Below are 21,910 nucleotides of genomic sequence, written 5' to 3'. Positions count from 1 at the left end.
CATTTTGTGGTCTCATTATGTCCAAAACCGGGAAATATGGTCAATCTTGTGAAAATTGGGGCAATTGTTCGCGCTGACGGGCCAATCGGGCTGTTTGGAGGCGGAGAAATCAGGTCAGGGGATGTGAATCTGGTGCTGAATCGCGTCAATTCCGCCGTTGCGGCGGATGGCGGCGCCGCAGCGTTGATTGATTCGGGCCGGATGCCGGATGCGGTGATCGGCGATTTTGACTCGCTTACGGCAGAGTATCGGGCGCAAATTCCGGCTGATCGGTTGTTTCCGATATCAGAACAGAACAGCACGGATTTCGACAAGGCACTTCGCAGCATCGAAGCTCGGGTCGTGCTGGCTGCGGGCTTTCTGGGGGCGCGGGTCGATCACCAATTGGTGGCATTCAATACACTGGTGCGTCTGCAGGATCGACCATGCCTGTTGCTGGGTGCGTGCGAGATCGTGTTTCACGCGCCGCCCCGGATCAGGTTGGATTTGGCGCCCGGAGACACGGTGTCTCTGTTTCCGCTGCGGCGGGTGACCGGGCGCAGCACAGGATTAGAATGGCCAATCAATGATCTGGTACTTGAACCGGACGGTCAGGTTGGCACATCAAATCGGGCGCAGGGCCTGTGCGAGCTTGAGGTGGATGGCCCGGGGTTGCTGGTGATCCTGCCGCGCACAGCATTGGATCAGGTCATGCAGGCGTTTCTGACGGACCAGACCGGGCATTGGCCCGCTCGTGCAGAATGACATAAAGCCCGGCGGCGATCGTTATGCCGATTCCAAGCGCGGCCAGCCCGTTAGGCAGGTCGTGAAAGATCAGCCAGCCGAACAGGGTTGCCATCGGAATCTCCAGGTACTGCATAGGGGCCAGAGTGGCCGACGGCGCATAGCGCAGCGACCATGTCATCAGCAGATGAGCGACGGTGCCCAGCACACCGATACCCAGCAGCAGCCAAAGTGCATCCCCTGTGGGCGTTCTCAGGGACATCCCCGGCAGGCCAAACCAGGCGCCCAGCAGGATCAGCGGCAACAGGATGGCAGTTGCCATGGCTCCGGATACGGCCTGCAATGAAACCGGGTCGATTTCCTTGGCGATCTGCCGCGTGACCAGCATGAACAGTGAAAAGACCACCGCAACGATCAGAGGCAGCAATGCGGGTGCGCCGACTTGCGCAAAGCTGGGTTGAATGACCAGCAGCGTACCGGCAAAACCGACGATACAGGCAATCAGGCGGCGGGCGCCGACCTGTTCGTTCAATACATATTTGCCCAGAAGCAGCATGATGAACGGCATCACAAAGGCGATGGCGACGGTATCAGCCAGCGGCAGATATTGCAGCGCAGTGAACATCGCGGCGAGCCCTGTGATATGTAGAAGGGTGCGGATCATCGTCAGTCGCAGAATCTTTGGCGTCATCCGCCACGGCTTGCCGGTGACCGCGATCAGCGGGATCAGGATCATCGCCTGCATACCAAACCGCACCAGCACCATCAGACCCAAGGCCGTGGTTTCACCCAACAGCTTTGCCATTCCGTCACCCAGCGGCGCGAGTATACAAAAGCCGAGCATCAATACGATGCCGAGAATTGGACGATCCTGAACCATGCGCGCGACGCTAGCGGTTTCGCGGATTAGGGGGAAGCTCTGATCTCAGGCGTCGGGCAGGGGTTGGACTTTGGTATAGTCCGGGCCGATACAGGTCGGCAGGCCGTCATTGAGTTGCAGCCAGCCTAACCTTTCCTCATGTGCGACATGCAAGGTCGGGCTGAGTGCTTCGGGGTTTACCAGCGTTGCCACATAAAGGTGCATCACATCCGACATCGCCGTAGAACGGAAGGACATCGGCGTACCGCAATGGGGGCAAAAGCTGCGCTCGACACCGGGAGAGGAATTGAACCGTTTTGGATCCTCGCCGGTCCAGCGCCAATTGCCGTCGCGCACCCCAAAATACGTGGTCATCGGCGCCGCGCATTGGCGCCGGCAGCTGTCACAATGGCAGGTGACACAGGACAGGACGGATGGATCAACCTCGTATCCAATCTTGCCGCATAGGCAATGTCCGCGCATGTCACCCCGCTCTTTCTTGCTGTCAGATCAGCAGTTCGGCACGTTGACGGCCAGCCCGCCCAAAGATGTTTCCTTATACTTCGCGTGCATATCCTCGCCGGTCTGGCGCATTGTTTCAATGGCCGAGTCCAATGGCATGAAGTGTTTGCCGTCGCCGCGCAGGGCCAGCGATGCCGCCGAGACAGCCTTGATCGCGCCCAGTCCGTTGCGTTCGATACAGGGCACCTGCACAAGACCTGCCACCGGATCGCAAGTCATGCCGAGATGATGCTCAAGCGCGATCTCGGCCGCGTTTTCCACCTGCTCGGGGGTGCCGCCCATCACGGCGCACATTCCGGCCGCTGCCATGGCTGAGGCGCTGCCGACCTCGGCCTGACATCCCGCTTCGGCACCCGAGATTGAGGCATTGAACTTGACCAGCCCGCCGATGGCGGCAGCGGTCAGCAAGAAATCCTCAACATGGCTTTCGGACGCGCCAGGAACGTGATCGAGATAATAGCGCAGGACCGAGGGCAACACGCCCGCCGCGCCATTGGTCGGCGCTGTGACGACCTGACCGCCAGCGGCGTTTTCTTCGTTCACCGCCATGGCGTAGACGCTCATCCAGTCGTTGATCGTATGCGGCGCGTTCAGGTTCATACCACGCTCTGCCAGTAGGGCATCGTGGATGCCCTTGGCACGTCGGCGTACGCTCAGACCTCCGGGCAGGATGCCATCGGTTTTCAATCCGCGTTCGATACAGTCATTCATCACCTGCCACAGGCGGGCAGAACCTTTGGCGAAACTTTCCGCGCAGCCGCGCGCGATTTCATTCTCGCGCTTCATCTGGGCAATGCTTTTGTCGCTGGTCTTGGCCATCTGCAGCATTTCGGCCGCGGATTTGAACGGGAAGGGCACGGGATCGCCTTCGTCCGTCGCTTTGCCTTCGGCCAGTTCTTCTTCGGTCAGGACGAAGCCACCGCCGATAGAATAATAGACCTGCCGCAGGATAACGTCACCCTGCGCGTCAGTGGCCATCAGGATCATGGCGTTGGCGTGGCCGGGCAGATTGTTGTCGTAGTCAAAGATCAGATCGGCCTTGGGATCGAAACTCAGGGTGGGCAAGCCCTCGGGAGTCACCGTGTGGGTTTCGGCTATGGTTGCCAAAGCGGCCTCGGCCTTGTCATTGTCGTAGGTGTCGGGAACAAATCCGGCGAGGCCCAGAATTGTGGCGCGGTCGGTAGCATGACCGACACCGGTGAAGGCCAACGAGCCGTGCAGAGAACCACGCAGGCCTGCGAATTCGAACGGTGAGGCGCGCATCAGGTCGAGGAACCGTGCGGCAGCGACCATGGGGCCCATAGTGTGGGACGAGGATGGGCCAATGCCCACTTTGAACATATCAAAGACAGAGAGAAACATATCAGGTAGCTGAGCCTTCTGGAGGGTTGGCGTAGGTCGGCGAGGTGAAGGGTGTTACCCCTAGCCCCTCGGCGGCGATGGCTGCGCGGGTGGAGGGGTGTGGTTCTAGCTGCATCAGGATTTTCTGCAGATAAGGCGTGTCGGCCAGTTGATACCAGCTGCGGTCTGCCTTGGCGGGATAGAGCGCCATCCAGCGCATCATGCAGGCGACGTAGAATGTCAGTACCGAGGGGTGATCGGCGCTGAACCAATCCGGTGCCTCTTGGGCCAAAGCATCCAGTCGCGTCAGATGTTGGCGCAGCCGGGGGCGGATGCCCGCGCGCAGCGTCTCGGCCTGAGCGGGGGCAATGTACTTTTCGGCGTAGAACAAGATGCGCAGGTCTGAATGCAGGGTGTTGGAAGCGAAGAACAACCATTTCAGGAATGCGGCCCGATCAGGGCTGTCGGGTGCGGGTGCCATCTGCGCATGGGTGTCGGCCAGCCACAGCAGAATTGCCGCCGTCTCGAAAATCGGCCCCTGTGGTGTTTCCAATACCGGAATCAGCCCGTTCGGATTCAACGCCCGATAGGCTGCGCCATCCTGCGCGTTGCGAGTGCGATCAACCAGCGCGGTCTCGTAAGGCAGACCCATCTCATCCAAGGCCAGTCGGATCACCAACGAGGCGTTGTCGGGGGCATAGTGCAGGCGGTACGGCGTTTCCATAAGTTCTATTTAGGTCCTGTAGCGGAGGCGCGAAGACTTGATTGCGACGTTTCCCTCCGGAAACGCGTATTTCAGCGACATGTTAACACAGGTGAGGGGTGAATTGCCTCTCGCAGTTGCGCTGGGCATTCCGTATAAGTTTGTCAGTATTCTGAGGGGAAGCTGCCATGATCAAAGATTTGTCGCCCATCGACAAAGCGAAATACGTTGCTGCCTGCCGTGCTGCCGATCTTGTTCAGGACGGAATGCGCGTGGGTCTGGGGACGGGCTCGACCGCCGCGTGGCTGGTGCGCCGTCTGGGCGAACGGGTGCGCGGCGAAGGGTTGACGATCAAGGGCGTACCGACCTCGACCGCCACGGCGCAATTGGCGCGGGAAGAAGGGATCGAGGTGATCTCGCTGGATCAGGCCGGATGGCTGGACCTGACCATTGATGGCGCGGATGAGTTCGATGGAGAATTCAACCTGATCAAGGGCGGTGGTGCTGCATTGTTGCAGGAAAAGATCGTGGCCACAGCCAGTGACCAGATGGTGGTGATCGCCGATGCGGGCAAAGAGGTCGAGACGCTGGGCGCGTTTCCTCTGCCTGTTGAAGTGATCCCGTTTGGCTGGCAAACCACCCGCACCCTGATCGAAGAGGCGCTGGACACGATGGATGTCCTGGGTACTTCGGTCACGCTGCGCATGAACGGTGAGGCGCCCAAGGTCACGGATGAGGGCAATCACATTCTGGACCTGCACCTCAAGCGGATCGGGAATGCACGGCAACTGGCACTGGTTATGAACCAGATTCCCGGCGTGGTCGAAAACGGGCTGTTCATAGATATCTGCGATAAGGTCATCGTCGGCTATGGCGATGGTCGGGTCGAGCTACGCGATCTCAACGAAGGCACGGTCCTGACCGATATGCTGAGCGAGGGCGGGGACAACCTGTTTTCGGATCTGACGGACTAAGGATCGTGCAGGCAGCGCGATAAACCGCAGAAGAAATGCTGCTAATTCCCCCGCTAGGGGTTGGCAGTTCGGGATTTGCGCCCAGATATCCAGTGAATTTGTCCACGTGGAATAAAAGGAACTCGTACATGAGCTTTGACTATGATCTGTTCGTCATCGGAGGCGGCTCGGGCGGGGTTCGCGCGGCGCGTGTGGCGGCGGGTGAAAACGGGGCCAAGGTGGCGCTGGCGGAAGAGGATCGTTACGGCGGAACCTGTGTGATCCGGGGCTGTGTGCCCAAGAAGCTTATGGTTTTTGCCAGCGAGTTTTCCGGGATGGTCGGCGATGCGCAGGCTTTTGGCTGGGATATCCAGCGCGGTGCGTTCGACTGGAGCACCTTTCACGGCAAGCTGGTGGCTGAGCTGGACCGACTGGAAGGCATCTATCGCAATATCCTTAAGAATAATGGCGTTGAAAGCTTTGATCAGCGCGCCCGCGTTGTCGATCCGCATACGGTGGAGCTGGCCGATGGGGCCCGCAAGACGGCCAAACACATTCTGGTCGCAACCGGTGGTCGCCCGGTCGTGCCCGAGTTTTCGGGTTCGGAACTTGCCATCACCTCAAACGAGGTTTTCCATCTGGAGAAGCTGCCCGAATCCATGCTGATCGTCGGCGGCGGCTATATCGCCTGTGAATTTGCAGGGATCATGAACGGGCTGGGGGTCAAGACCACTCAGTTCTATCGTGGGGCGCAGATTCTGCGCGGCTTTGACGACGAGGCCCGCGGGCTGATCAGTGAAGAGATGTGCCAGAACGGCATCGATCTGCATCTGGGCACCAATGTGCTGGAGATGAAGCAACAGGGCGATAAGATCTGGGTAAAGGCCACGAACGGGTCCGAGCGGCTGTTTGATGTGGTGATGTACGCCACTGGTCGTGCACCGAATGCGGATGATCTGGGGCTTGAAGCGCTTGGCGTTGCGCGTGGCCGCAAAGGTGAGATCATCGTGGATGAATACAGCCAAACAGGTGTGCCCTCGATCTACGCCATCGGCGATGTGACGGATCGCGTGAACCTGACCCCGGTCGCGATCCGCGAAGGCATGGCCTTTGTCGAGACTGTCTTCAAGGGCAATCCAACGCCGGTGGATCATGAGCTGATCCCGACTGCGATCTTTACCCAACCCGAGATGGGCACCGTCGGCCTCAGCGAAGAAGAGGCCGCGGCGCAAGAGCCGATCGAAGTTTATGCAACCTCGTTCAAGCCGATGCAGAAATCATTTGCGGGTGGTACGCAGCGGGTGTTGATGAAGCTGATCGTGTCTCAGGCGAGCCGCAAGGTACTGGGCTGTCATATCGTGGCGCCCGGCGCGGGGGAGATGATCCAACTGGCCGGGATCGCCGTGAAAATGGGCGCCACCAAGGAAGATTTCGACCGCACGGTTGCGGTTCATCCGGTGATGGCTGAAGAACTGGTGACAATGCGGCAACCTGTGCGCACGGCTTGATTTGCAAGCGCGCGCACACACGTTACAAGGGAACCCGTGATCACACGGTCCAACACAAGGAAATGATACATATGGCGGGCAACAGCGGCGGCCCCTGGGGGGGCGGAGGCTCATCCGGTGGCGGAGGAAATCGGGGTAACAACGGGGACGGGCGCAAGCCCCCCGAGAACGACGGCCCGCAGATCCCCGAGATCGATGAGCTGATGAAAAAGGGCCAAGAGCAGCTGCGCGTCCTGATGGGCGGTCGTGGCGGCGGTGGCCGTGGCACCAATGGTTCGGGCGGCGGCGGTGGTCCGGCGTTTACCAAGGGCACAGTTGCGATTGGTGTCCTGGTGGCCCTGGGCCTATGGGCTGCGGCAAGCTTTTACACCGTCAAGCCCGAAGAACAGTCGGTTGAGCTGTTTCTGGGCGAATTCTCGGCTGTCGGAAATCCGGGTCTGAACTTTGCGCCGTGGCCTTTGGTGACCGCCGAGGTCATCCCGGTTACCCGCGAACAGACCGAAGACATGGGCGGCGCGCGGGGCAGCGACGACGGGCTGATGCTGACCGGCGATGAAAACGTGGTCGATATCGATTACCAGGTCGTCTGGAACATCAATGATCCGGCTAGGTTCCTGTTCAACCTGCGCGATCCGCGTCAAACAATCCAAGCGGTTTCAGAATCAGCTATGCGTGAGATCATCGCGCAAAGCGAGCTGGCACCGATCCTGAACCGGGATCGCGGGATCATCGGTGAACGTCTGAAAGAGCTGATCCAAGCGACCATGGATAGCTACGATTCGGGCGTAAACATTATCCGTGTGAACTTTGACAAAGCCGACCCGCCGCAGGACGTGATCGCTTCTTTCCGCGACGTTCAGGCCGCCGCGCAGGAACGTGATCGTCTGCAAAACGTGGCCGATGCTTATGCGAACCGGGTTCTCGCCGAGGCCCGTGGTGAAGCAGCCCAGATTCTGGAAGAAGCCGAAGGATATCGCGCTCAGCAGATCAACAGCGCGCAAGGTGAGGCCAGCCGCTTTAGCGCGGTTCTCGAGGAATATTCCAAAGCGCCGGATGTGACCCGAAAGCGTCTGTATCTGGAGCGGATGGAGCAGATTTTGGGTGACGTCGACAAGATTATTCTGGACCAGAATTCGGGCGGTCAGGGGCAGGGCGTCGTGCCCTATCTGCCGCTGAATGAGCTGCGTCGTAACTCAGCCGGGGAGGGGAACTGATGCGTAAAACGACATTTATTCTACCGATCGTTTTCATCGCTATCGTCGGTCTCTTGTCCTCGATTTTCATCGTGGACGAACGCGAACGTGCCCTGGTTCTGCAATTTGGCCGGGTCGTTGCGGTCAAGGAAGAGCCCGGTCTTGCCTTCAAAATCCCGTTGATCCAGGAAGTGGTGCGCTATGATGACCGTATCCTGTCAATCGACGTGCAACCGCTGGAAGTTACGCCTCTGGATGATCGCCGTCTGGTGGTTGACGCCTTCGCGCGTTATCGGATTGCCGATCTGAACCAATTCCGCCAAGCGGTTGGTGTTGGCGGCATCCCGGTTGCTGAGAATCGTCTAGACAGCATCCTGCGAGCCGAAACCCGCGAAGTTCTGGGTTCTGTGTCGTCCCGTGACATCCTGAGCTCTGACCGGGCCGCGCTGATGCTGCGTATCCGCAACAGCGCGATTGCCGAGGCACGCGCGCTGGGTGTGACTGTCATCGACGTGCGATTGAAGGCAACCGATCTGCCGCAAGCGAACCTTGAAGCAACGTTTGACCGGATGAAGGCCGAGCGGGAGCGTGAAGCCACCGATGAACGCGCGCGCGGGAACGAAGCAGCGCAGCGGGTTCGTGCGCAGGCCGACCGGACCGTGGTGGAACTGGTGTCGGACGCGCGACGTGAGGCGGAGATTACCCGTGGTGAGGCCGATGCTGAACGGAACGCGATCTTTGCCGAAGCTTATGGTGCCGATCCCGAGTTCTTTGAATTCTACCGCTCGCTGACAGCCTACGAAAATGCCCTGCAGGGCGGAAACAGTTCGCTGGTGTTGAGCCCGGATTCAGAGTTCTTCAACTATCTGGGATCGCCGACAGGGCGGGCTACGCCGGCGGCTCCGGCTTCTGAGTGATGGGAATGGTCCTTCTGGCCTTCGGGCTGGTGCTGATTGTCGAGGGGCTGGCCTATGCGCTGGCCCCTTCGCTTATTGAACGTATGTTGGAGGCGCTGCGGATGTTGCCCGAGCAGGCGCGACGACTGGTCGGGCTGCTCTGCGTAATCAGCGGGTTTATCCTGTTGTGGGGTGCCAATCAGATTGGTTTTTAATGTCCGAGTTTCACTTGCCGGTGATTTCCCCACGATCCCGAGTTGCGGGCGGGGGCAAACTGACTACATTGGTTGCTAAGAAGGGTAACCGGTTGGTGCCCACAGAAGAAGTGTCGACAAGGAGACCCCAAGTGCAGGCGAAAGCGCGCAGTGTGTCCGTCCGGCGGGACGATGTTTTGGTTATGATGCGGCTGATATGGTTGGCCTTTGTGGGGATGTTACTGATTCTTGCGCAATCCGTAGCCGCGCAAGCGCGCAGCGAAAGCTTGGCGCCATTGGCGGAACAGATCAGCCCGGCGGTGGTCAATATCACCACATCCACTCTGATCGAGGGTCAGACCGGTCCACAGGGAATCGTGCCCGAAGGATCGCCGTTCGAAGATTTTTTCCGCGAGTTTCAGGACCGCAACGGCGGAGATGGTGAAAACAGACCGCGCCGCAGCAATGCGCTGGGCTCGGGGTTTGTGATTTCGGAGGATGGCTATATCGTCACCAACAATCACGTCATCGCCGAGGCTGATGAAATTCTGGTAGAGTTTTTCCCCGGCGATGGACAGCCTGCAAAAGATCTTGTTGCCAAGGTGATCGGCAGAGACGAAAAAACTGACATTGCGCTGCTGAAGGTCGAAGCCGAGGGACCACTGAATTACGTGCAGTTCGGCGATAGCGACATTGCCCGCGTGGGGGATTGGGTGATCGCAATGGGTAACCCGCTGGGGCAGGGCTTTTCGGTCTCGGCCGGGATTATCTCTGCCCGGAACCGCGCGCTCAGCGGGTCGTATGACGATTACATCCAAACAGATGCGGCGATCAACAGGGGGAACTCGGGTGGTCCGCTGTTCAACATGAATGGCGAAGTGATCGGCGTGAACACCGCGATTTTGTCTCCGAACGGGGGCTCGATCGGGATCGGCTTTTCGATGGCGTCGAACGTGGTGATCAAGGTCGTCGACCAGCTGCGCGAATTCGGTGAGACCCGTCGCGGTTGGCTGGGTGTGCGCATTCAGGACGTGACCGAGGACATGGCCGAGGCGATGGGGCTGGACAAGCCCGGCGGCGCGCTAATCAGTGATGTGCCGGAAGGACCGGCCGAAGAAGCCGGGCTGCTGGCCGGAGACGTGATCATCAGCTTTGATGGTGTCGAGGTTGAAGACACACGCGGCCTTGTACGGCAGGTCGGTGAGACCACCGTAGGAAAATCCGTACGTGTGGTCGTGCATCGCGACGGTGGTACACAGACCGTGCTGGTGACACTGGGCCGTCGTGAGGATGCCGAACGTGATGAGAATGGTGAAGAGCCGGAAGCCGAGGTTCCGACGGAAGAGGATAAGGATGTACTGGGCCTGACCATTTCTCCGCTAAACGACAGCCAGCGCGAGGAGCTGGGTCTGGATGCTGACGCCGAAGGGCTGGTGGTCACCAATGTCGACGAATCCTCGGAGGCCTTTGAGAAAGGCTTGCGCGCGGGTGATCTGATCACTGAGGCGGGGCAGCAGAAGGTGACGACGATTGCCGATCTTGAGGCGAGGATGGAAGAGGCCCGCGAGGCAGGGCGCAAATCGCTGCTGCTGCTGGTGCGGCGCGGGGGTGAACCTCGGTTCGTGGCCCTGAGCTTGGAACAATAGAGATCCCCTGTTGGACACAAGAAAAAGGTCGGGGTACTCCCCGGCCTTTTTTCGTGAATGATCAAGGCTGGAATCACCTGTGTCTATGTGAGCCGAAAACACTCTGACCGATCGCGGGATCTGCGTCAGTCGTCTCGGCCGGGTTCGTTCGGGTCGCTTGAGAAGAGAGCGATCTTGTTGCCCTGCGGGTCACGAAGATAACCCACATAGAAATTTGGGCCATAAGACGCACGAAAACCCGGTTGACCCTCGTTGGTACCACCGGCCAAAAGCGCGGCGGCGTGAAGGTCGCGGACCTGCTTTTGATTGTGCGCTTCGAATGCAACCATTGAACCATTTCCGGCCGAGGCCGGACAGCCATCAAAGGTTGGTTTGACATAGAAGTCGGGCGAAACCGGAGACTGATCCGGTTCTACAGGTAGTGCAAAGCTCAGACCTTCGAGACCCTCTTCCAGTTCGTATCCGAGGGTTGGCAGGAAGGACGTGTAGAATTGCTTAGCGCGCCCAATGTCATCCGCTCCAACAGTAACGTAGGCAATCATAATTCGCCCTTTCTTCGTGGTGGTCGGGTATACCAACAAGACAGTTTCATTAGCGTACGCTACTGCTCAGGCGCGCTCAAGAAACCGTAATTGGCAGAGTCTCAAGGGTTGATGATGGGGCGATGTCTTGCTGATTGCGCTTGGGATGGAAGCTCATGCAGCGCAAAGGGTGATCGCACGTTCTTGAGTTGTGAAAAAGAGAGAAGCCATATGCCGGGGAAGGCATATGGCTCTTGTACAGGGAGAGGTCGGTGGACAGATATCGGGGATGATAAAACCGACCTCCTACGGTAACAGTGTTGACCTTACGGCAGGCATAATGCCGCGTATGTGAAGCGGATCACATCTATGCCAAAAAATTAAATTAAATCGGATTCAGCCAATTCACGCAGGGCGTCGAAGTCGTGAATCTGCAACCCACCGCGCGAGGGTTGGACCACATTGTCGCGCTTCCACGTCGATATGGTCTTGGATACCGCTTCGCGAGTCGCACCGACGAATTCTGCCAGTTCGCTTTGCGACAGGGTGATACGCTCAGTCGGGCTGTCCTGCTGCCCCGCCAGAAGCAAAAGCTTACGAGCCAGACGGATCGGCATTGGCAGGAACACCTGTTCGTTCAGTTGCGCGCCCATCCGACGCATACGCAATCCGGCCAGCCGGATCAGATCAACCGCAAGGTCGGGATGCTCACGGATTTGCGCCATCATGTCTCTCTGGCGAACCCGCAAGACCTTGGAGGGCTCAGCCGCCATTACCGTAGCGGTACGAGGGCCATTGTCGAACAGTGCAATCTCGCCAAAAACCTCACCCGGGCGCATCAGGCTGAGAGACAGTTTGCGACCGCTCATCGCCAGAAATGAAACTTCAAGCGTACCGCCGAGTATCGCATACAGCGCGTCCCCTTCATCACCCTGTTCGAAAAGCACATCACCCCGGTCCAGCGAAACTTCGGTCGCCTGGGCAGTCAGCATGGCGCGCAATTCTTCAGAGGCTTCGGACAAGAATCCACTATTGGGGAAAGCCATCATGCGGGCGTCGGTCTCCGGGGTTGAGTGGTGCGGGTGGTGCCCTAACCTTCCACAGCTTGGGGTTTAAGCCAAGAAATTTTATCGGGATTAGACGCAATTTGACATGGGACTACTGCTGATCGGGGTCATCCATGTAACCTTGAAGCACATTGAACTGCATCATCAAAAAAGCCATCAGCGCGATGGGGAAACCAAAGGTTTCGATCTTGACCCACAGGTCTGTCGAGAGTGTTCGCCAGACCAGCTCATTGGCGACGGCCAGCACCGTAAAGCAGGCACACAGGCGGCGGGTGAGGATCATCCAGCCTTCGTGGCGCATGGGCAGCATTTCGTCCAGAACGTAAGCCAGGTAGGACTTTCCCTGCAACAGACCGATGCCGAGGATGATGGAAAAGGAGCCATAGACCAGCGTGGTTTTCATCTTGAAGAACCGTTCGTCATTGAACCACGCAGTGAGGCCGCCGAAGAAAATCACCATGAAGGCGGTGAAGATTTGCATCCGGCTGAGCTTGCCCGTGAGATACCACAGGATGCCCATCGCAGCCAACATCAGCGGCACAAAGAGGATCGTGGCAACGATAAAGCCCGAATACTCCGTTCCACCGATCACGAAATTGTCATCACGCAATCGCAGGTAAATGAGGAAAAAGGCCAGCGGGGGCCCAAGTTCCAGCGCCTGTTTCAGAAATGGATTGATATCTTTTTTCTCTGTCATAGGTCCAACCTGCTGCTTACCCGCCCATTTCAACTATTACTGCGCCGAGTGCAATCAATGCCATCAACGCAATGCGTCGGGGGCCGACGGTTTCTTTCAGAAACAGCCAGCCAATCAGGGCGGCAAACACGGTTGAGGTTTCGCGCAGCACTGCGGCTTCTCCAACTTTGTCGAGCCGTGTGGCCAGCATGACTGCGCCGAAGGACAGCGGTGCGACGATGCCGCCGACAACGCCGCGCAGCATCAAGGGGCCAAGTGTCGGGCGATGAACCATGGCGCGGTATCTGAGCGCTGCGTAGATCGGCATGGCTGCCCCGTCGATCATGAAGAACCACGCAAGGAAGGTGAACGGATCGGCAGTGGCACGGATGCCATAGGCGTCATAGGTTGTGTAAAGCGCCACGAAGAGTCCGGTGATAACAGCCAGCACAAGTGCGACGTGCAGCGTATCGCGATTGGTCTCAAGGTAGCGAAGATTATAAGCGGCTAGCCCGAAGATACCTGCCAGCAGGGTGGCGACGCCCAGCCATTGGACAGTTGAGAATGTCTCGCCGAACAGGAGGTAGGCTCCGATGACTGTAAAGAGCGGGCCGGTGCCGCGCACGACCGGATAGACGACTGTGTACGAGCCCTTGGTATAAGCCATCGCCTGCAGGACCTTGTAGCCGATATGAATCACCCAGACGACGCCGAAGATGGGCCACATATAAGGTTCAGGCCATGGGACCACGAAGAGGGCGAAGGGCATGGCCATCAGACAATAACAGGCGTCGATGGCCCCGCGTGACATCCACGGGTCGTGGCGGCCCTTTTGCAGCGCGCCGAAGACCGCGTGCAGGAAGGCCGCCATCAGCGCAAGGCCGAGGGCGAGGTGATGGCCTGCTTCGGTGCCTTCGAGGGAGATTAGCCAGGCGCTCAAATCGGAACTCTTTATTGGGGCGAGAGGCCGGGGGTTTTCCACCCCCGGACCCCCGGAAGGTATTTATAGCCAGACGAAGTTTCGGATCAGGTTTCGAGACCTGTGAGGGCGGCGGCGAATTCTTCCGGATCGAAGGGGGCGAGGTCGTCGATCTGTTCTCCGACGCCGATGGCGTGGATGGGCAGCCCGAACTTGTCGGCGAGCGCGACCAGCACGCCGCCTTTGGCGGTGCCGTCCAGTTTCGTCATCACGAGGCCCGAAACGTCAGCAAGATTGCGGAAGGTTTCGACCTGGCTGAGGGCGTTCTGACCGGTGGTGGCGTCCAGCACCAGCAGCGTGTTGTGCGGCGCGGTATCGTCGACCTTGCGGATCACGCGGACGATTTTGGCCAGTTCCTCCATCAGGTCGGTGCGGTTTTGAAGGCGGCCTGCGGTGTCGATCATCAGCAGGTCGGCACCATCGTTCTGCGCTTTGGTCAAGGCGTCGAAGGCGAGGCTGGCAGGGTCGGATCCTTCTGGCGCGGTGAGAACGGGTACGCCTGCGCGGTCGCCCCAGACTTGCAGTTGTTCGACGGCTGCGGCGCGGAAGGTATCTCCGGCGGCGATGACGACCTTTTTGCCTGCGGCTTTGAACTGACTGGCGAGCTTGCCGATGGTAGTGGTTTTGCCCGAGCCATTCACGCCCACGACCAGCACCACTTGCGGGCGTTTGGGATAGATAGGCATCGGATTGGTCACGGGTTCCATCACGCGCGCGATTTCCTGCGCCAGCAATTGCTTGATTTCCTGGGTCGAAAGTTTGCGGCCATAGCGCCCCTCGGCCATGTTGGCGGTGACGCGCAGTGCGGTGTCGACGCCCATGTCGGAGGCGATCAGAAGCTCTTCGAGCTGTTCCAGCATGTCGTCGTCCAGCGTGCGACGAACAACGGTTTTGGACTCGTTGCGGCTGAACAAGCGGCCCAGCACACCCTTGGATTCGGGGATTTCCGGGGGCGGAGGGGTCGGAGTGGGATCAGCCGGGATCGGCGCGGGGGGCTCGACCGGTTGTGGCTCGGGCGTGGGCTCTGGCACTTCGGGAACCGGTTGCGGTTCGGGCTCTGGTTCGGGGATCACCGGGTCAGGGTTTTGGGTTTCCTCGCCGCCATCCTCGACAATCGCATCCAGCCCCTCTTCGAGGCGCGATGAGGATTTGAACAACTTGTCCTTGAGCTTAGAGAAAAACGCCATTTTTGGTCTCCGCAGGTGTTCCCCTCACCTAATGCGGATTGACGGCAGTTGCAAAGGGTCAGGTGAAGGCGATCAGGAACCCGGCTTGTGCCCCCCAGTAGAGCGGCCAAACCATGAAAGGTGTGAGTTTCCGGGCCGGGTGATTGGCGGGGAGCAGGAACTTTTCCGTCGCCAGGATCAGGTCCGAGGCGATGAAGGCCATCGCAGCGGGTAGGGCCCAGCGTAGTGCGCCAATGTCAGGGAGGGCAAGAACGGCAATACCCATACCGAGGATGATCGGGATATAAGCAAGAACAGGACCTTTGAGGTCTCCGGCGCGGGGGGTGAGCAGGGTGGTCATGATGATGCCCAGCACGATGAGGGACCAGAAGATCGCGGGTTGGTTGAAGATCAGGCCGGGGTCACTGCCGGGGTTAGTCAGGAACAGCGCGATATAGGCCAGGTGCCCTGCGGCGAATGCACCAATGCCGGCCATGAATGTGGCATCGGTCTCGCGCGACAGAAGGGCGTCGCCGATTGCGCAGAGGGTGAGGGCAAGGATCAGCAGCCATGGGGCGGCTCCCAATACCGCGATAACGGCAAGCAAGGCGACCGAAGCTGTTTTCAGCACGCTGCGTAAGGTGCTGGCCGGGCGCGCGGTAAGCGGGAGGTACGCCAGCGCGCAAGCCGCTGCTGTCCAGAAAAGGAGTGTCGTCATGCTTTGTCCCTGAAGTTCCCGCGGTGTTTATTCGCAATGTCGACATGATCGCGGCCATGCATCAAGCCGTGACGTTGAGTTACTTTGCGGATGCTTGCGATGCAGAAAGGTTGAATGGCGCATGGGGGCTGCATCTGACAGGATATGGACATGTTCCGGACTTTCATGATTCTACTGATGCTCGTCGTACGGCCCGTTGCCGCGCAATCGCCTCTGACCGGTGTTGAATTCGATGATTATACGCGCGGCAAAACCTTGTTTTACGGGATCGGCGGGCAAGCCTATGGAGTCGAACGGTATCTTTCCAACCGGCGTGTAATCTGGTCGTTTCTGGATGGGAACTGCATGGAGGGGATCTGGTACGAGCGTGAGGGCCAGATTTGTTTCCTGTACGAGGACCGGCTGGACCCGCAATGCTGGGTGTTCACGCAGTCAGGTGGCGGGCTGATCGCTCAGTTCGAGGGTGATCCGACGGAAACCGAGTTGTACGAGGCCGAGGATATCGGGGAAGAAATGCTCTGCTATGGGCCGGATGTCGGGGTTTGATCAGGTCGTAGCTCGTCATAGCCGATCATGACATGGCATTGATACGCGGGTCGTTCGGTCAGCGCGTCGTAGTAACGGCGGAGATGGGGCAACGTGGCACGTTCGATGTCGATATCGTAATAGCGGTACAGGATGTGGCCCAACTGAATGTCAGCCAACGTAAGTGCATTGCCCGAGAGATATTTGGTTTGGGCAAGCTGCGCGTCTGCGATGGCCAGACTGATCTCAAGCTCGGCGACAGCCTGCCGGATCAAAGTTTCGTCCCGTTGGGCGGCGGGCGTTCGAACCATGCGCCAGAACACCGGAACGGTAAATGCCATGGCGATGTTGAGTTTCGCCCACTCGGCCCATTTGTCGATCTCGGCGCGTTGAACAGGGTCCGAAGGCCAGAAGGCATCATCACCATAGCGCGCACCCAGATAGCGCAGGATTGCGCCGGTTTCCCAAAGTGGGGCGTTGTTGCCATCCTGCAGGACGGGGATGGTTCGGTTTGGGTTCAGAGCCTGAAAATCTGCGCTGTCCAGACCGCCGAACCGGTGACCCAGATCGTGGCGTTGGTATTCAAGCTCAAGCTCACCCACGCACCACATAAGGGCTTGCACATTGGATGATGTTTTGCGGCCCCAAATCGTCAGCATCGGTCAGAACAACGATCCTTGATCAGGTGGTGCTTGTTTGGTTTTTTTGGATGGTGCTTTGCCCTGCGCTCCGGTTAGTAGTCGGCCATCGGCAAACTCAATCTCAAGAGCCGTATGACCGGAGGCTTGGGATTTGGTTGTGATGACTTCTCCCTCGGCGCGGACGACGGTGTAACCGCGCCCAAGGGTTGCTTTGTAGCTAAGTGTTTCGCGCAGGCGGTCCGTGGCCTCGATCTGCTGATGCAGGCGGTCCAGCCTTGTTGTTTGCGCGACGTTCAGGCGTTCGGTCAGGCGGTTCAGGGACTCGCGGCGTGTTTCCAACTCGCGCTGGATCGGGCGCAGAGACAGGCGCGAGGACAGGTTGCGCCAGCGGTCGCGGCGGGTTTCGACAAGGCTGCGCAGGGTCGAGGGGCGCAGGCGGGCCGCGCTGTCCAGCAATTTCACGCGGCGATTCTGGACGCCCCGGATCAGCGCGTTGGGCAGGCGTTCAGAGATTTGATCGAGCCTCTGACGCGGGTTCTCTAGCAATGTATCGGGGCGTGGCAGGGCGCGGGTCAAATCACGCAGGCGCTGGCTGCGGCGCTCAACGGCATCGGTGGCGGCACGGGACAGGCGAGCGCCTTGCTCTGCGGTCCACGCCAACAGTTCCATACGAACAGGCACAGCGAGCTCGGCAGCGGCAGTTGGAGTAGGCGCGCGGCGGTCCGAAACATAGTCAATCAGAGTGGTGTCGGTCTCGTGCCCCACTGCCGAGATCAGCGGGATTTGCGAACCTGCCGCCGCGCGGGCGACGCTTTCTTCGTTGAAGCCCCACAGATCTTCGATCGAGCCACCTCCGCGCGCGACGATGATCAGGTCAGGGCGCGGCAGTGCACCGCCAGAAGTAAACTGGTTGAATCCTTCGATGGCGCGGCTGACCTCGGGGGCGCAGTTCGCGCCCTGAACTGCGACGGGCCAGATCAGCACTTTGCGCGGGAAGCGGTCCCGCAACCGGTGCAGAATGTCCCGGATGACGGCGCCAGAAGGCGAAGTCACAACTCCGATAATCTGCGGCAAGTAGGGTAGTGGTTTCTTGCGTTCCTGTGCAAACAGACCTTCGGATTCAAGCTGTTTCTTGCGCTTCTCCAGCAACGCCATCAGCGCGCCTTGTCCGGCGACGGCAACCTCATCAACGTTCAGATTGTATTTTGATTGTGCGCCAAAGGCGGTGAGGCGACCGGTTACCACAACCTCAAGACCTTCTTCGGGGACTACCGAGAGGCCTGAAACCTGACCCTTCCACGTGGTGCAGGCCAATACGTTTCGATCATCCTTGATGTCGTAATACAGATGACCCGAGCGCGCCTTGAACACCCGCCCGACCTCACCGCGCACACGGATTCGGCCGAAACTGCCTTCCAGCGTGCGCTTCACCTCACCCGAGATGTCCGAGACGGTGTATTCGGGTGTATTTTGGCCGGGGATCGGGTCGTCGAGCAGGTCGGACATTTCAGCGCCTTGTGTCAAATGTCTGCGCAGCTTAGAACGCCGCGAAGGCGAGGCCAAGCAGATCGGAGCGTTTCATGAATATCCTCATTCTCGGCAGCGGAGGGCGCGAGCACAGCCTGGCCTGGGCAGTGATGCAGAACCCCAAATGTGATCGGCTGATCGTGGCACCGGGGAATGCCGGGATCGCACAGATTGCAGAGTGCGCGGCGCTGGATATCGAGAATGGCGGCGCAGTGGTCAGCTTTGCCGAGGAAAACGCGATTGATTTCGTGATCGTTGGCCCCGAGGCGCCTTTGGCGGCTGGAGTCGCAGATCGGTTGCGCGAAGCGGGCGTTCTTGTCTTTGGTCCGTCCGCAGAAGCGGCGCAGCTGGAGGCGTCAAAAAGCTTTACCAAAGAAATCTGTGACGCATCTGGTGCGCCGACGGCGGGTTATGCCCGGTTCACGGAAGCCGAACCTGCCAGGGATTACATCCGAGCGCAGGGGGCTCCGATCGTGGTCAAGGCCGATGGGTTGGCAGCCGGTAAGGGCGTGATCGTTGCGATGGATGAGCAAACGGCTCTGGATGCGATTGACGATATGTTCGGCGGTGCCTTTGGCGGCGCGGGGGCTGAGGTTGTGATCGAGGAGTTCATGGAAGGTGAAGAGGCCTCGCTGTTCGTGCTTTGTGACGGTGAGGATATTCTGTCGATCGGCACCGCTCAGGACCACAAGCGCGTGGGCGAGGGCGATACCGGTCTGAACACCGGTGGCATGGGGGCCTATTCCCCGGCTCCAGTGCTGAGCGCCGATGTTGAGGCCCGCGCGATGGACCAGATCGTGCGTCCGACCGTGGTCGAAATGAAGCGGCGCGGGACTCCATTTCAGGGAGTGCTGTATGCTGGGTTGATGATCAAGGATGGTCAGCCAAGGCTGGTAGAGTACAACGTGCGCTTCGGTGATCCGGAATGTCAGGTGTTGATGATGCGGTTGGGAGCGCAGGCCATGGACCTGATGCACGCCACGGCAGAGGGACGACTGGGCGAGACACGCGTGAATTGGGCTGATGACCACGCGATTACGGTTGTTATGGCTGCGAAAGGTTATCCGGGCTCCTATGAAAAAGGAAGCGATATCAAGGGTCTGAGTGATTTGCCCGAGGATAGCAGCAATATGGTGTTCCATGCGGGGACAAAATCGGCTGAGGGGCAGATACAGGCCTCGGGCGGTCGGGTTCTTAATGTGACCGCGCGGGGGGACACGTTGCAGGAGGCACGCGGCCGGGCGTATGCGATGGTCGAAGGGGTTGATTGGCCCGAGGGTTTCTATCGTCGTGATATCGGATGGCGCGCGCTGTAATCCGGCGGCCGGGCAGTGCCCGTCTCGATTGTTTGGGGCAAGGGGCTTTGCCCCCTCGGCCTTCGGCCTCACCCCCAAGAGTATTTTCAGCCAGATGAAGAGCGGATCAGCATTCTGATGCTGCGGTGAGATCCTCGCGGCTGTGGAGCGGTCCGAGGTCTTTCTGCTGCCAGCCCTTGTTGTAGGTGATGCTGATGATCCGGGACCAATCAGCACTGGCGAGAATGAGTTCGGGGGTGGAATTGCACAGGCGCAGACCGCCAGAGATGAAATCCTCTCCGATCCGGTGATTGGTCAGGCCGGGTAGCGTGGCGATTTCGGTCAGAGAGGTGTTCTGGTAGCGCCAAATACGCAGCGTCTTGGCGAGGTGCGGGCGGTCGACATAGGCAATTTCGACATGGCCGTCACCATCAAGATCGGCGGCGCCGATAGGCGCGAGCCAGCGAAAGCGTGTGCCGATATGCGGCGTGGCGGCTATTTTGTGGCCTTTGGCGTTGTAGATGGCGAGTTGGGCGCCAGCGTGTTGGTGCGACTCTACCACGATGATCTCGGGCACCCCATCCTGATCCACGTCCATCAAACGGGGTGCGAGATCTTCGAATACGCGGTCTTGGGGCAACCGGATTGTGACGGAAAAACGATCCGAGGCCGCCTGCGATGTTTTGTTCATGGTGCGCGCTTTGAGGTTGATCTCAAGCGCCCCGAATTCGATTGCATCGCCCAGAACGCCATGTGCATAGCGCGTCGTCGGTTCGATGAAACGGGCGGAAACAACGGTGTCGTCGCTGAGTGCGGGCGATATCCCCGACAACTACGCGCACAACATTAGAACTGCGCCGCGTGTCAGGTTTTGCCACTGGCGAACCGGTGGACGCGGCGCATGGGGATGCATCAGATCTGTTTTTCGGGCATCTGCACAACCAGACCGTCAAGGTCGTCTGTGATCTTGATCTGGCAGGTCAGGCGCGAGCGGGCCGGGTCGGGCTCAAAGGCGAAGTCCAGCATATCTTCTTCCATGTCATCCTTGGCGGGGATTTTCTCAACCCAGTCGGGATGGATATAGACATGGCAAGTGGAGCAGGCGCAGGCACCGCCGCAATCGGCCTCGATGCCGGGAATGTTGTTGTCACGGGCCCCTTCCATGACAGTCAGTCCATTGGCGACCTCGACTGTATGTTCGGTACCGCCATGCTCGACATAGGTGATCTTTGCCATTGCGTGCGTCTTCCTTTTGCGATTGTCGCATTCTTCCTTAGTGAAGGGAGTTGGGTGTTTCCAGTCTCATTTGCGACTCAACGCATACTGCATAGACTTTCCTGGCGTGAATTCCTTTTTTGTTCTCCTTGCATCTGCACTCGCGAACTTGGGCGTTATGAATTTTCGTCTCTCTTGCGATGGATCTGTTCCAGTGCGGCGTTAACTTTAAGGAGAATCATAGCCTTGCCGATCGCTTGAGTCGCGAGGTCAGGTCGGCCATCGAAACCTGCTCTCCAACCCGAAGGTACCGGGGTTTCCGAGCGACCAACCTCACCCGCTTTGACATACAAAAGCTCGGACGTGTCACGCAGCGCGGCATGGTTTCCTATTTGCTCGACGCTGAAGCCCTGAGCTTTCAGAAACGCGATCTGGCCATTGCTCTCATAATAGTCGGAGACGTGCTGAACGGTAACACCGGTATTCGCGAACTCAAGGTTCATTGCAGTGGCGGCACGGGATTGAGCTGCTTGATTTCCTCCGCTGTCGCCGATCAGCAGAATTTCATCGAACCCGTGAGAGGCCAGGCTTCGGATCGTTGCCTCGAGCAACTGTTGAAAGACAGGATCGGGCAATGAAATCGTTCCCGGCCAGAGCATGTGACCTGTGGGGTTGGGAGCTGCTTCGCCCTCGGGTACATATCGGATCACCGGTGCGATCAGTGTATTCCCCAGTTTTTTGGCAATTTCCCGACTTGTATGTTCGACAACGACATTGTGTTTTCCCAATGTAACATGAGGGCCATTCTGTTCGGTTCCGCCGGTCGGTATGATGACCGTTTTATAGCCGCCTTCAAGCGCTGCATGCACCTCGGGCCAAGTCATACGTTCCAGAAACAGCTTGTTGGCCCAACTGGGTCCGCGCTGGGTCCACATCAAGCCGGCGGCGGTGAGCGCGATACCGACAATGCAGACGGCCCAAATCCATCTGCTCAAACCCGGCTGGAGCATGTTCAATCCCTTTTCGAATGATGGCCCTACCC

Annotated in this window: 24 protein-coding genes; 9 read left to right on the top strand and 15 right to left on the bottom strand. The window is 58.9% G+C overall.

The genetic code is table 11. The annotated features are described in order from the left end of the window. Window positions 1-48: 48 nt before the first annotated feature. Complete coding sequence (locus BLU89_RS05780; RefSeq protein WP_342721946.1) at window positions 49-744, top strand: thiamine diphosphokinase; 696 nt, start codon at window positions 49-51, stop codon at window positions 742-744. On the opposite strand, the gene BLU89_RS05775 is transcribed toward BLU89_RS05780, so the two are convergent. The 4 genes from BLU89_RS05775 to BLU89_RS05760 are packed head-to-tail and all read right to left on the bottom strand — an operon-like array spanning window position 689 to window position 4,169. After that, window positions 689-1,603, bottom strand: coding sequence for a DMT family transporter (locus tag BLU89_RS05775; RefSeq protein WP_074735186.1), 915 nt, complete (start codon window positions 1,601-1,603; stop codon window positions 689-691). The genes BLU89_RS05780 and BLU89_RS05775 overlap by 56 nt on opposite strands. Window positions 1,604-1,648: 45 nt before the next feature. Then, window positions 1,649-2,065, bottom strand: coding sequence for a GFA family protein (locus BLU89_RS05770; protein WP_074735184.1), 417 nt, complete (start codon window positions 2,063-2,065; stop codon window positions 1,649-1,651). Between the two features lie 27 nt (window positions 2,066-2,092). Further along, window positions 2,093-3,466 carry an L-serine ammonia-lyase gene (locus BLU89_RS05765; RefSeq protein WP_074735182.1) on the bottom strand — a complete coding sequence of 458 codons (1,374 nt, stop codon included), beginning with the start codon at window positions 3,464-3,466 and terminating at the stop codon, window positions 2,093-2,095. Between the two features lies 1 nt (window position 3,467). Next, on the bottom strand, window positions 3,468-4,169 hold the full coding sequence (locus BLU89_RS05760) for a glutathione S-transferase family protein (RefSeq protein ID WP_074735180.1): 702 nt from the start codon (window positions 4,167-4,169) through the stop codon (window positions 3,468-3,470). Between the two features lie 167 nt (window positions 4,170-4,336). On the opposite strand from BLU89_RS05760, the gene rpiA reads away from it, so the two are divergent. The 6 genes from rpiA (at window position 4,337) to BLU89_RS05730 (ending at window position 10,538) form a co-directional block, all read left to right on the top strand. Continuing rightward, window positions 4,337-5,122 (top strand): ribose-5-phosphate isomerase RpiA, encoded by a 786-nt coding sequence (gene rpiA / locus BLU89_RS05755; RefSeq protein WP_074735178.1) that lies wholly within the window; start codon window positions 4,337-4,339, stop codon window positions 5,120-5,122. 128 nt (window positions 5,123-5,250) lie between these two features. After that, the gene (gene gor / locus BLU89_RS05750; protein ID WP_074735176.1) at window positions 5,251-6,609 is read left to right on the top strand and encodes a glutathione-disulfide reductase; all 1,359 of its coding nucleotides are present in this window, start codon (window positions 5,251-5,253) and stop codon (window positions 6,607-6,609) included. Window positions 6,610-6,680: 71 nt separating this feature from the next. Further along, window positions 6,681-7,823, top strand: coding sequence for an FtsH protease activity modulator HflK (gene hflK, locus BLU89_RS05745; RefSeq protein ID WP_074735174.1), 1,143 nt, complete (start codon window positions 6,681-6,683; stop codon window positions 7,821-7,823). Then, entirely contained in the window at window positions 7,823-8,719 is an 897-nt protein-coding gene (hflC, locus tag BLU89_RS05740) for a protease modulator HflC (RefSeq protein WP_074735172.1), read from the top strand. Before hflK ends, hflC begins: the two co-directional genes overlap by 1 nt. Then, window positions 8,719-8,913, top strand: a complete 195-nt coding sequence (locus tag BLU89_RS05735; protein WP_074735170.1) for a DUF2065 domain-containing protein — start codon at window positions 8,719-8,721, stop codon at window positions 8,911-8,913. The genes hflC and BLU89_RS05735 overlap by 1 nt, the downstream gene beginning before the upstream one ends. A 182-nt stretch (window positions 8,914-9,095) precedes the next feature. Continuing rightward, a complete protein-coding gene (locus BLU89_RS05730; RefSeq protein ID WP_245709699.1) occupies window positions 9,096-10,538 on the top strand; it encodes a DegQ family serine endoprotease in 1,443 nt (480 codons plus the stop codon). A gap of 125 nt (window positions 10,539-10,663) precedes the next feature. On the opposite strand, the gene BLU89_RS05725 is transcribed toward BLU89_RS05730, so the two are convergent. The 6 genes from BLU89_RS05725 to BLU89_RS05700 form a co-directional block, all read right to left on the bottom strand. Next, window positions 10,664-11,080, bottom strand: a complete 417-nt coding sequence (locus tag BLU89_RS05725; RefSeq protein ID WP_074735167.1) for a VOC family protein — start codon at window positions 11,078-11,080, stop codon at window positions 10,664-10,666. 359 nt (window positions 11,081-11,439) lie between these two features. Beyond that, window positions 11,440-12,108 (bottom strand): Crp/Fnr family transcriptional regulator, encoded by a 669-nt coding sequence (locus BLU89_RS05720; protein ID WP_074735165.1) that lies wholly within the window; start codon window positions 12,106-12,108, stop codon window positions 11,440-11,442. Between the two features lie 109 nt (window positions 12,109-12,217). Beyond that, a complete protein-coding gene (locus tag BLU89_RS05715; RefSeq protein ID WP_074735163.1) occupies window positions 12,218-12,823 on the bottom strand; it encodes an inner membrane-spanning protein YciB in 606 nt (201 codons plus the stop codon). 16 nt (window positions 12,824-12,839) lie between these two features. Next, window positions 12,840-13,742, bottom strand: a complete 903-nt coding sequence (locus BLU89_RS05710) for an EamA family transporter (RefSeq protein WP_074735161.1) — start codon at window positions 13,740-13,742, stop codon at window positions 12,840-12,842. A gap of 86 nt (window positions 13,743-13,828) precedes the next feature. Beyond that, window positions 13,829-14,968 (bottom strand): signal recognition particle-docking protein FtsY, encoded by a 1,140-nt coding sequence (gene ftsY / locus BLU89_RS05705; protein WP_074735159.1) that lies wholly within the window; start codon window positions 14,966-14,968, stop codon window positions 13,829-13,831. A 58-nt stretch (window positions 14,969-15,026) separates the two neighbouring features. Further along, the gene (locus tag BLU89_RS05700) at window positions 15,027-15,665 is read right to left on the bottom strand and encodes a lysoplasmalogenase (RefSeq protein WP_074735157.1); all 639 of its coding nucleotides are present in this window, start codon (window positions 15,663-15,665) and stop codon (window positions 15,027-15,029) included. 150 nt (window positions 15,666-15,815) lie between these two features. Here BLU89_RS05700 and BLU89_RS05695 point away from each other — a divergent pair, with 150 nt between their 5' ends. Further along, window positions 15,816-16,211, top strand: coding sequence for a hypothetical protein (locus BLU89_RS05695; RefSeq protein WP_074736421.1), 396 nt, complete (start codon window positions 15,816-15,818; stop codon window positions 16,209-16,211). On the opposite strand, the gene BLU89_RS05690 is transcribed toward BLU89_RS05695, so the two are convergent. Both BLU89_RS05690 and xseA read right to left on the bottom strand, forming a co-directional pair. After that, complete coding sequence (locus BLU89_RS05690; RefSeq protein WP_074735155.1) at window positions 16,187-16,849, bottom strand: glutathione S-transferase family protein; 663 nt, start codon at window positions 16,847-16,849, stop codon at window positions 16,187-16,189. The genes BLU89_RS05695 and BLU89_RS05690 overlap by 25 nt on opposite strands. A 3-nt stretch (window positions 16,850-16,852) precedes the next feature. Further along, window positions 16,853-18,337 carry an exodeoxyribonuclease VII large subunit gene (gene xseA / locus BLU89_RS05685; RefSeq protein ID WP_074735154.1) on the bottom strand — a complete coding sequence of 495 codons (1,485 nt, stop codon included), beginning with the start codon at window positions 18,335-18,337 and terminating at the stop codon, window positions 16,853-16,855. Window positions 18,338-18,411: 74 nt separating this feature from the next. Here xseA and purD point away from each other — a divergent pair, with 74 nt between their 5' ends. After that, window positions 18,412-19,674: a phosphoribosylamine--glycine ligase gene (purD, locus tag BLU89_RS05680; RefSeq protein ID WP_074735152.1), complete on the top strand. Its 1,263-nt coding sequence runs from the start codon at window positions 18,412-18,414 to the stop codon at window positions 19,672-19,674. 106 nt (window positions 19,675-19,780) lie between these two features. On the opposite strand, the gene BLU89_RS05675 is transcribed toward purD, so the two are convergent. The 3 genes from BLU89_RS05675 to BLU89_RS05665 form a co-directional block, all read right to left on the bottom strand. Then, window positions 19,781-20,485, bottom strand: a complete 705-nt coding sequence (locus BLU89_RS05675; protein ID WP_176797660.1) for an FG-GAP repeat domain-containing protein — start codon at window positions 20,483-20,485, stop codon at window positions 19,781-19,783. Between the two features lie 80 nt (window positions 20,486-20,565). Continuing rightward, the gene (locus tag BLU89_RS05670; RefSeq protein ID WP_074735150.1) at window positions 20,566-20,889 is read right to left on the bottom strand and encodes a 2Fe-2S iron-sulfur cluster-binding protein; all 324 of its coding nucleotides are present in this window, start codon (window positions 20,887-20,889) and stop codon (window positions 20,566-20,568) included. A gap of 155 nt (window positions 20,890-21,044) precedes the next feature. Further along, on the bottom strand, window positions 21,045-21,878 hold the full coding sequence (locus BLU89_RS05665) for a creatininase family protein (RefSeq protein WP_074735148.1): 834 nt from the start codon (window positions 21,876-21,878) through the stop codon (window positions 21,045-21,047). Window positions 21,879-21,910 lie beyond the last annotated feature (32 nt).

Source organism: Ruegeria halocynthiae (assembly GCF_900106805.1).
Lineage (GTDB): Bacteria > Pseudomonadota > Alphaproteobacteria > Rhodobacterales > Rhodobacteraceae > Ruegeria > Ruegeria halocynthiae.
The sequence above is the reverse complement of the archived record's forward strand: the minus strand, read 5'-3'. Positions and strand labels throughout refer to the sequence as shown.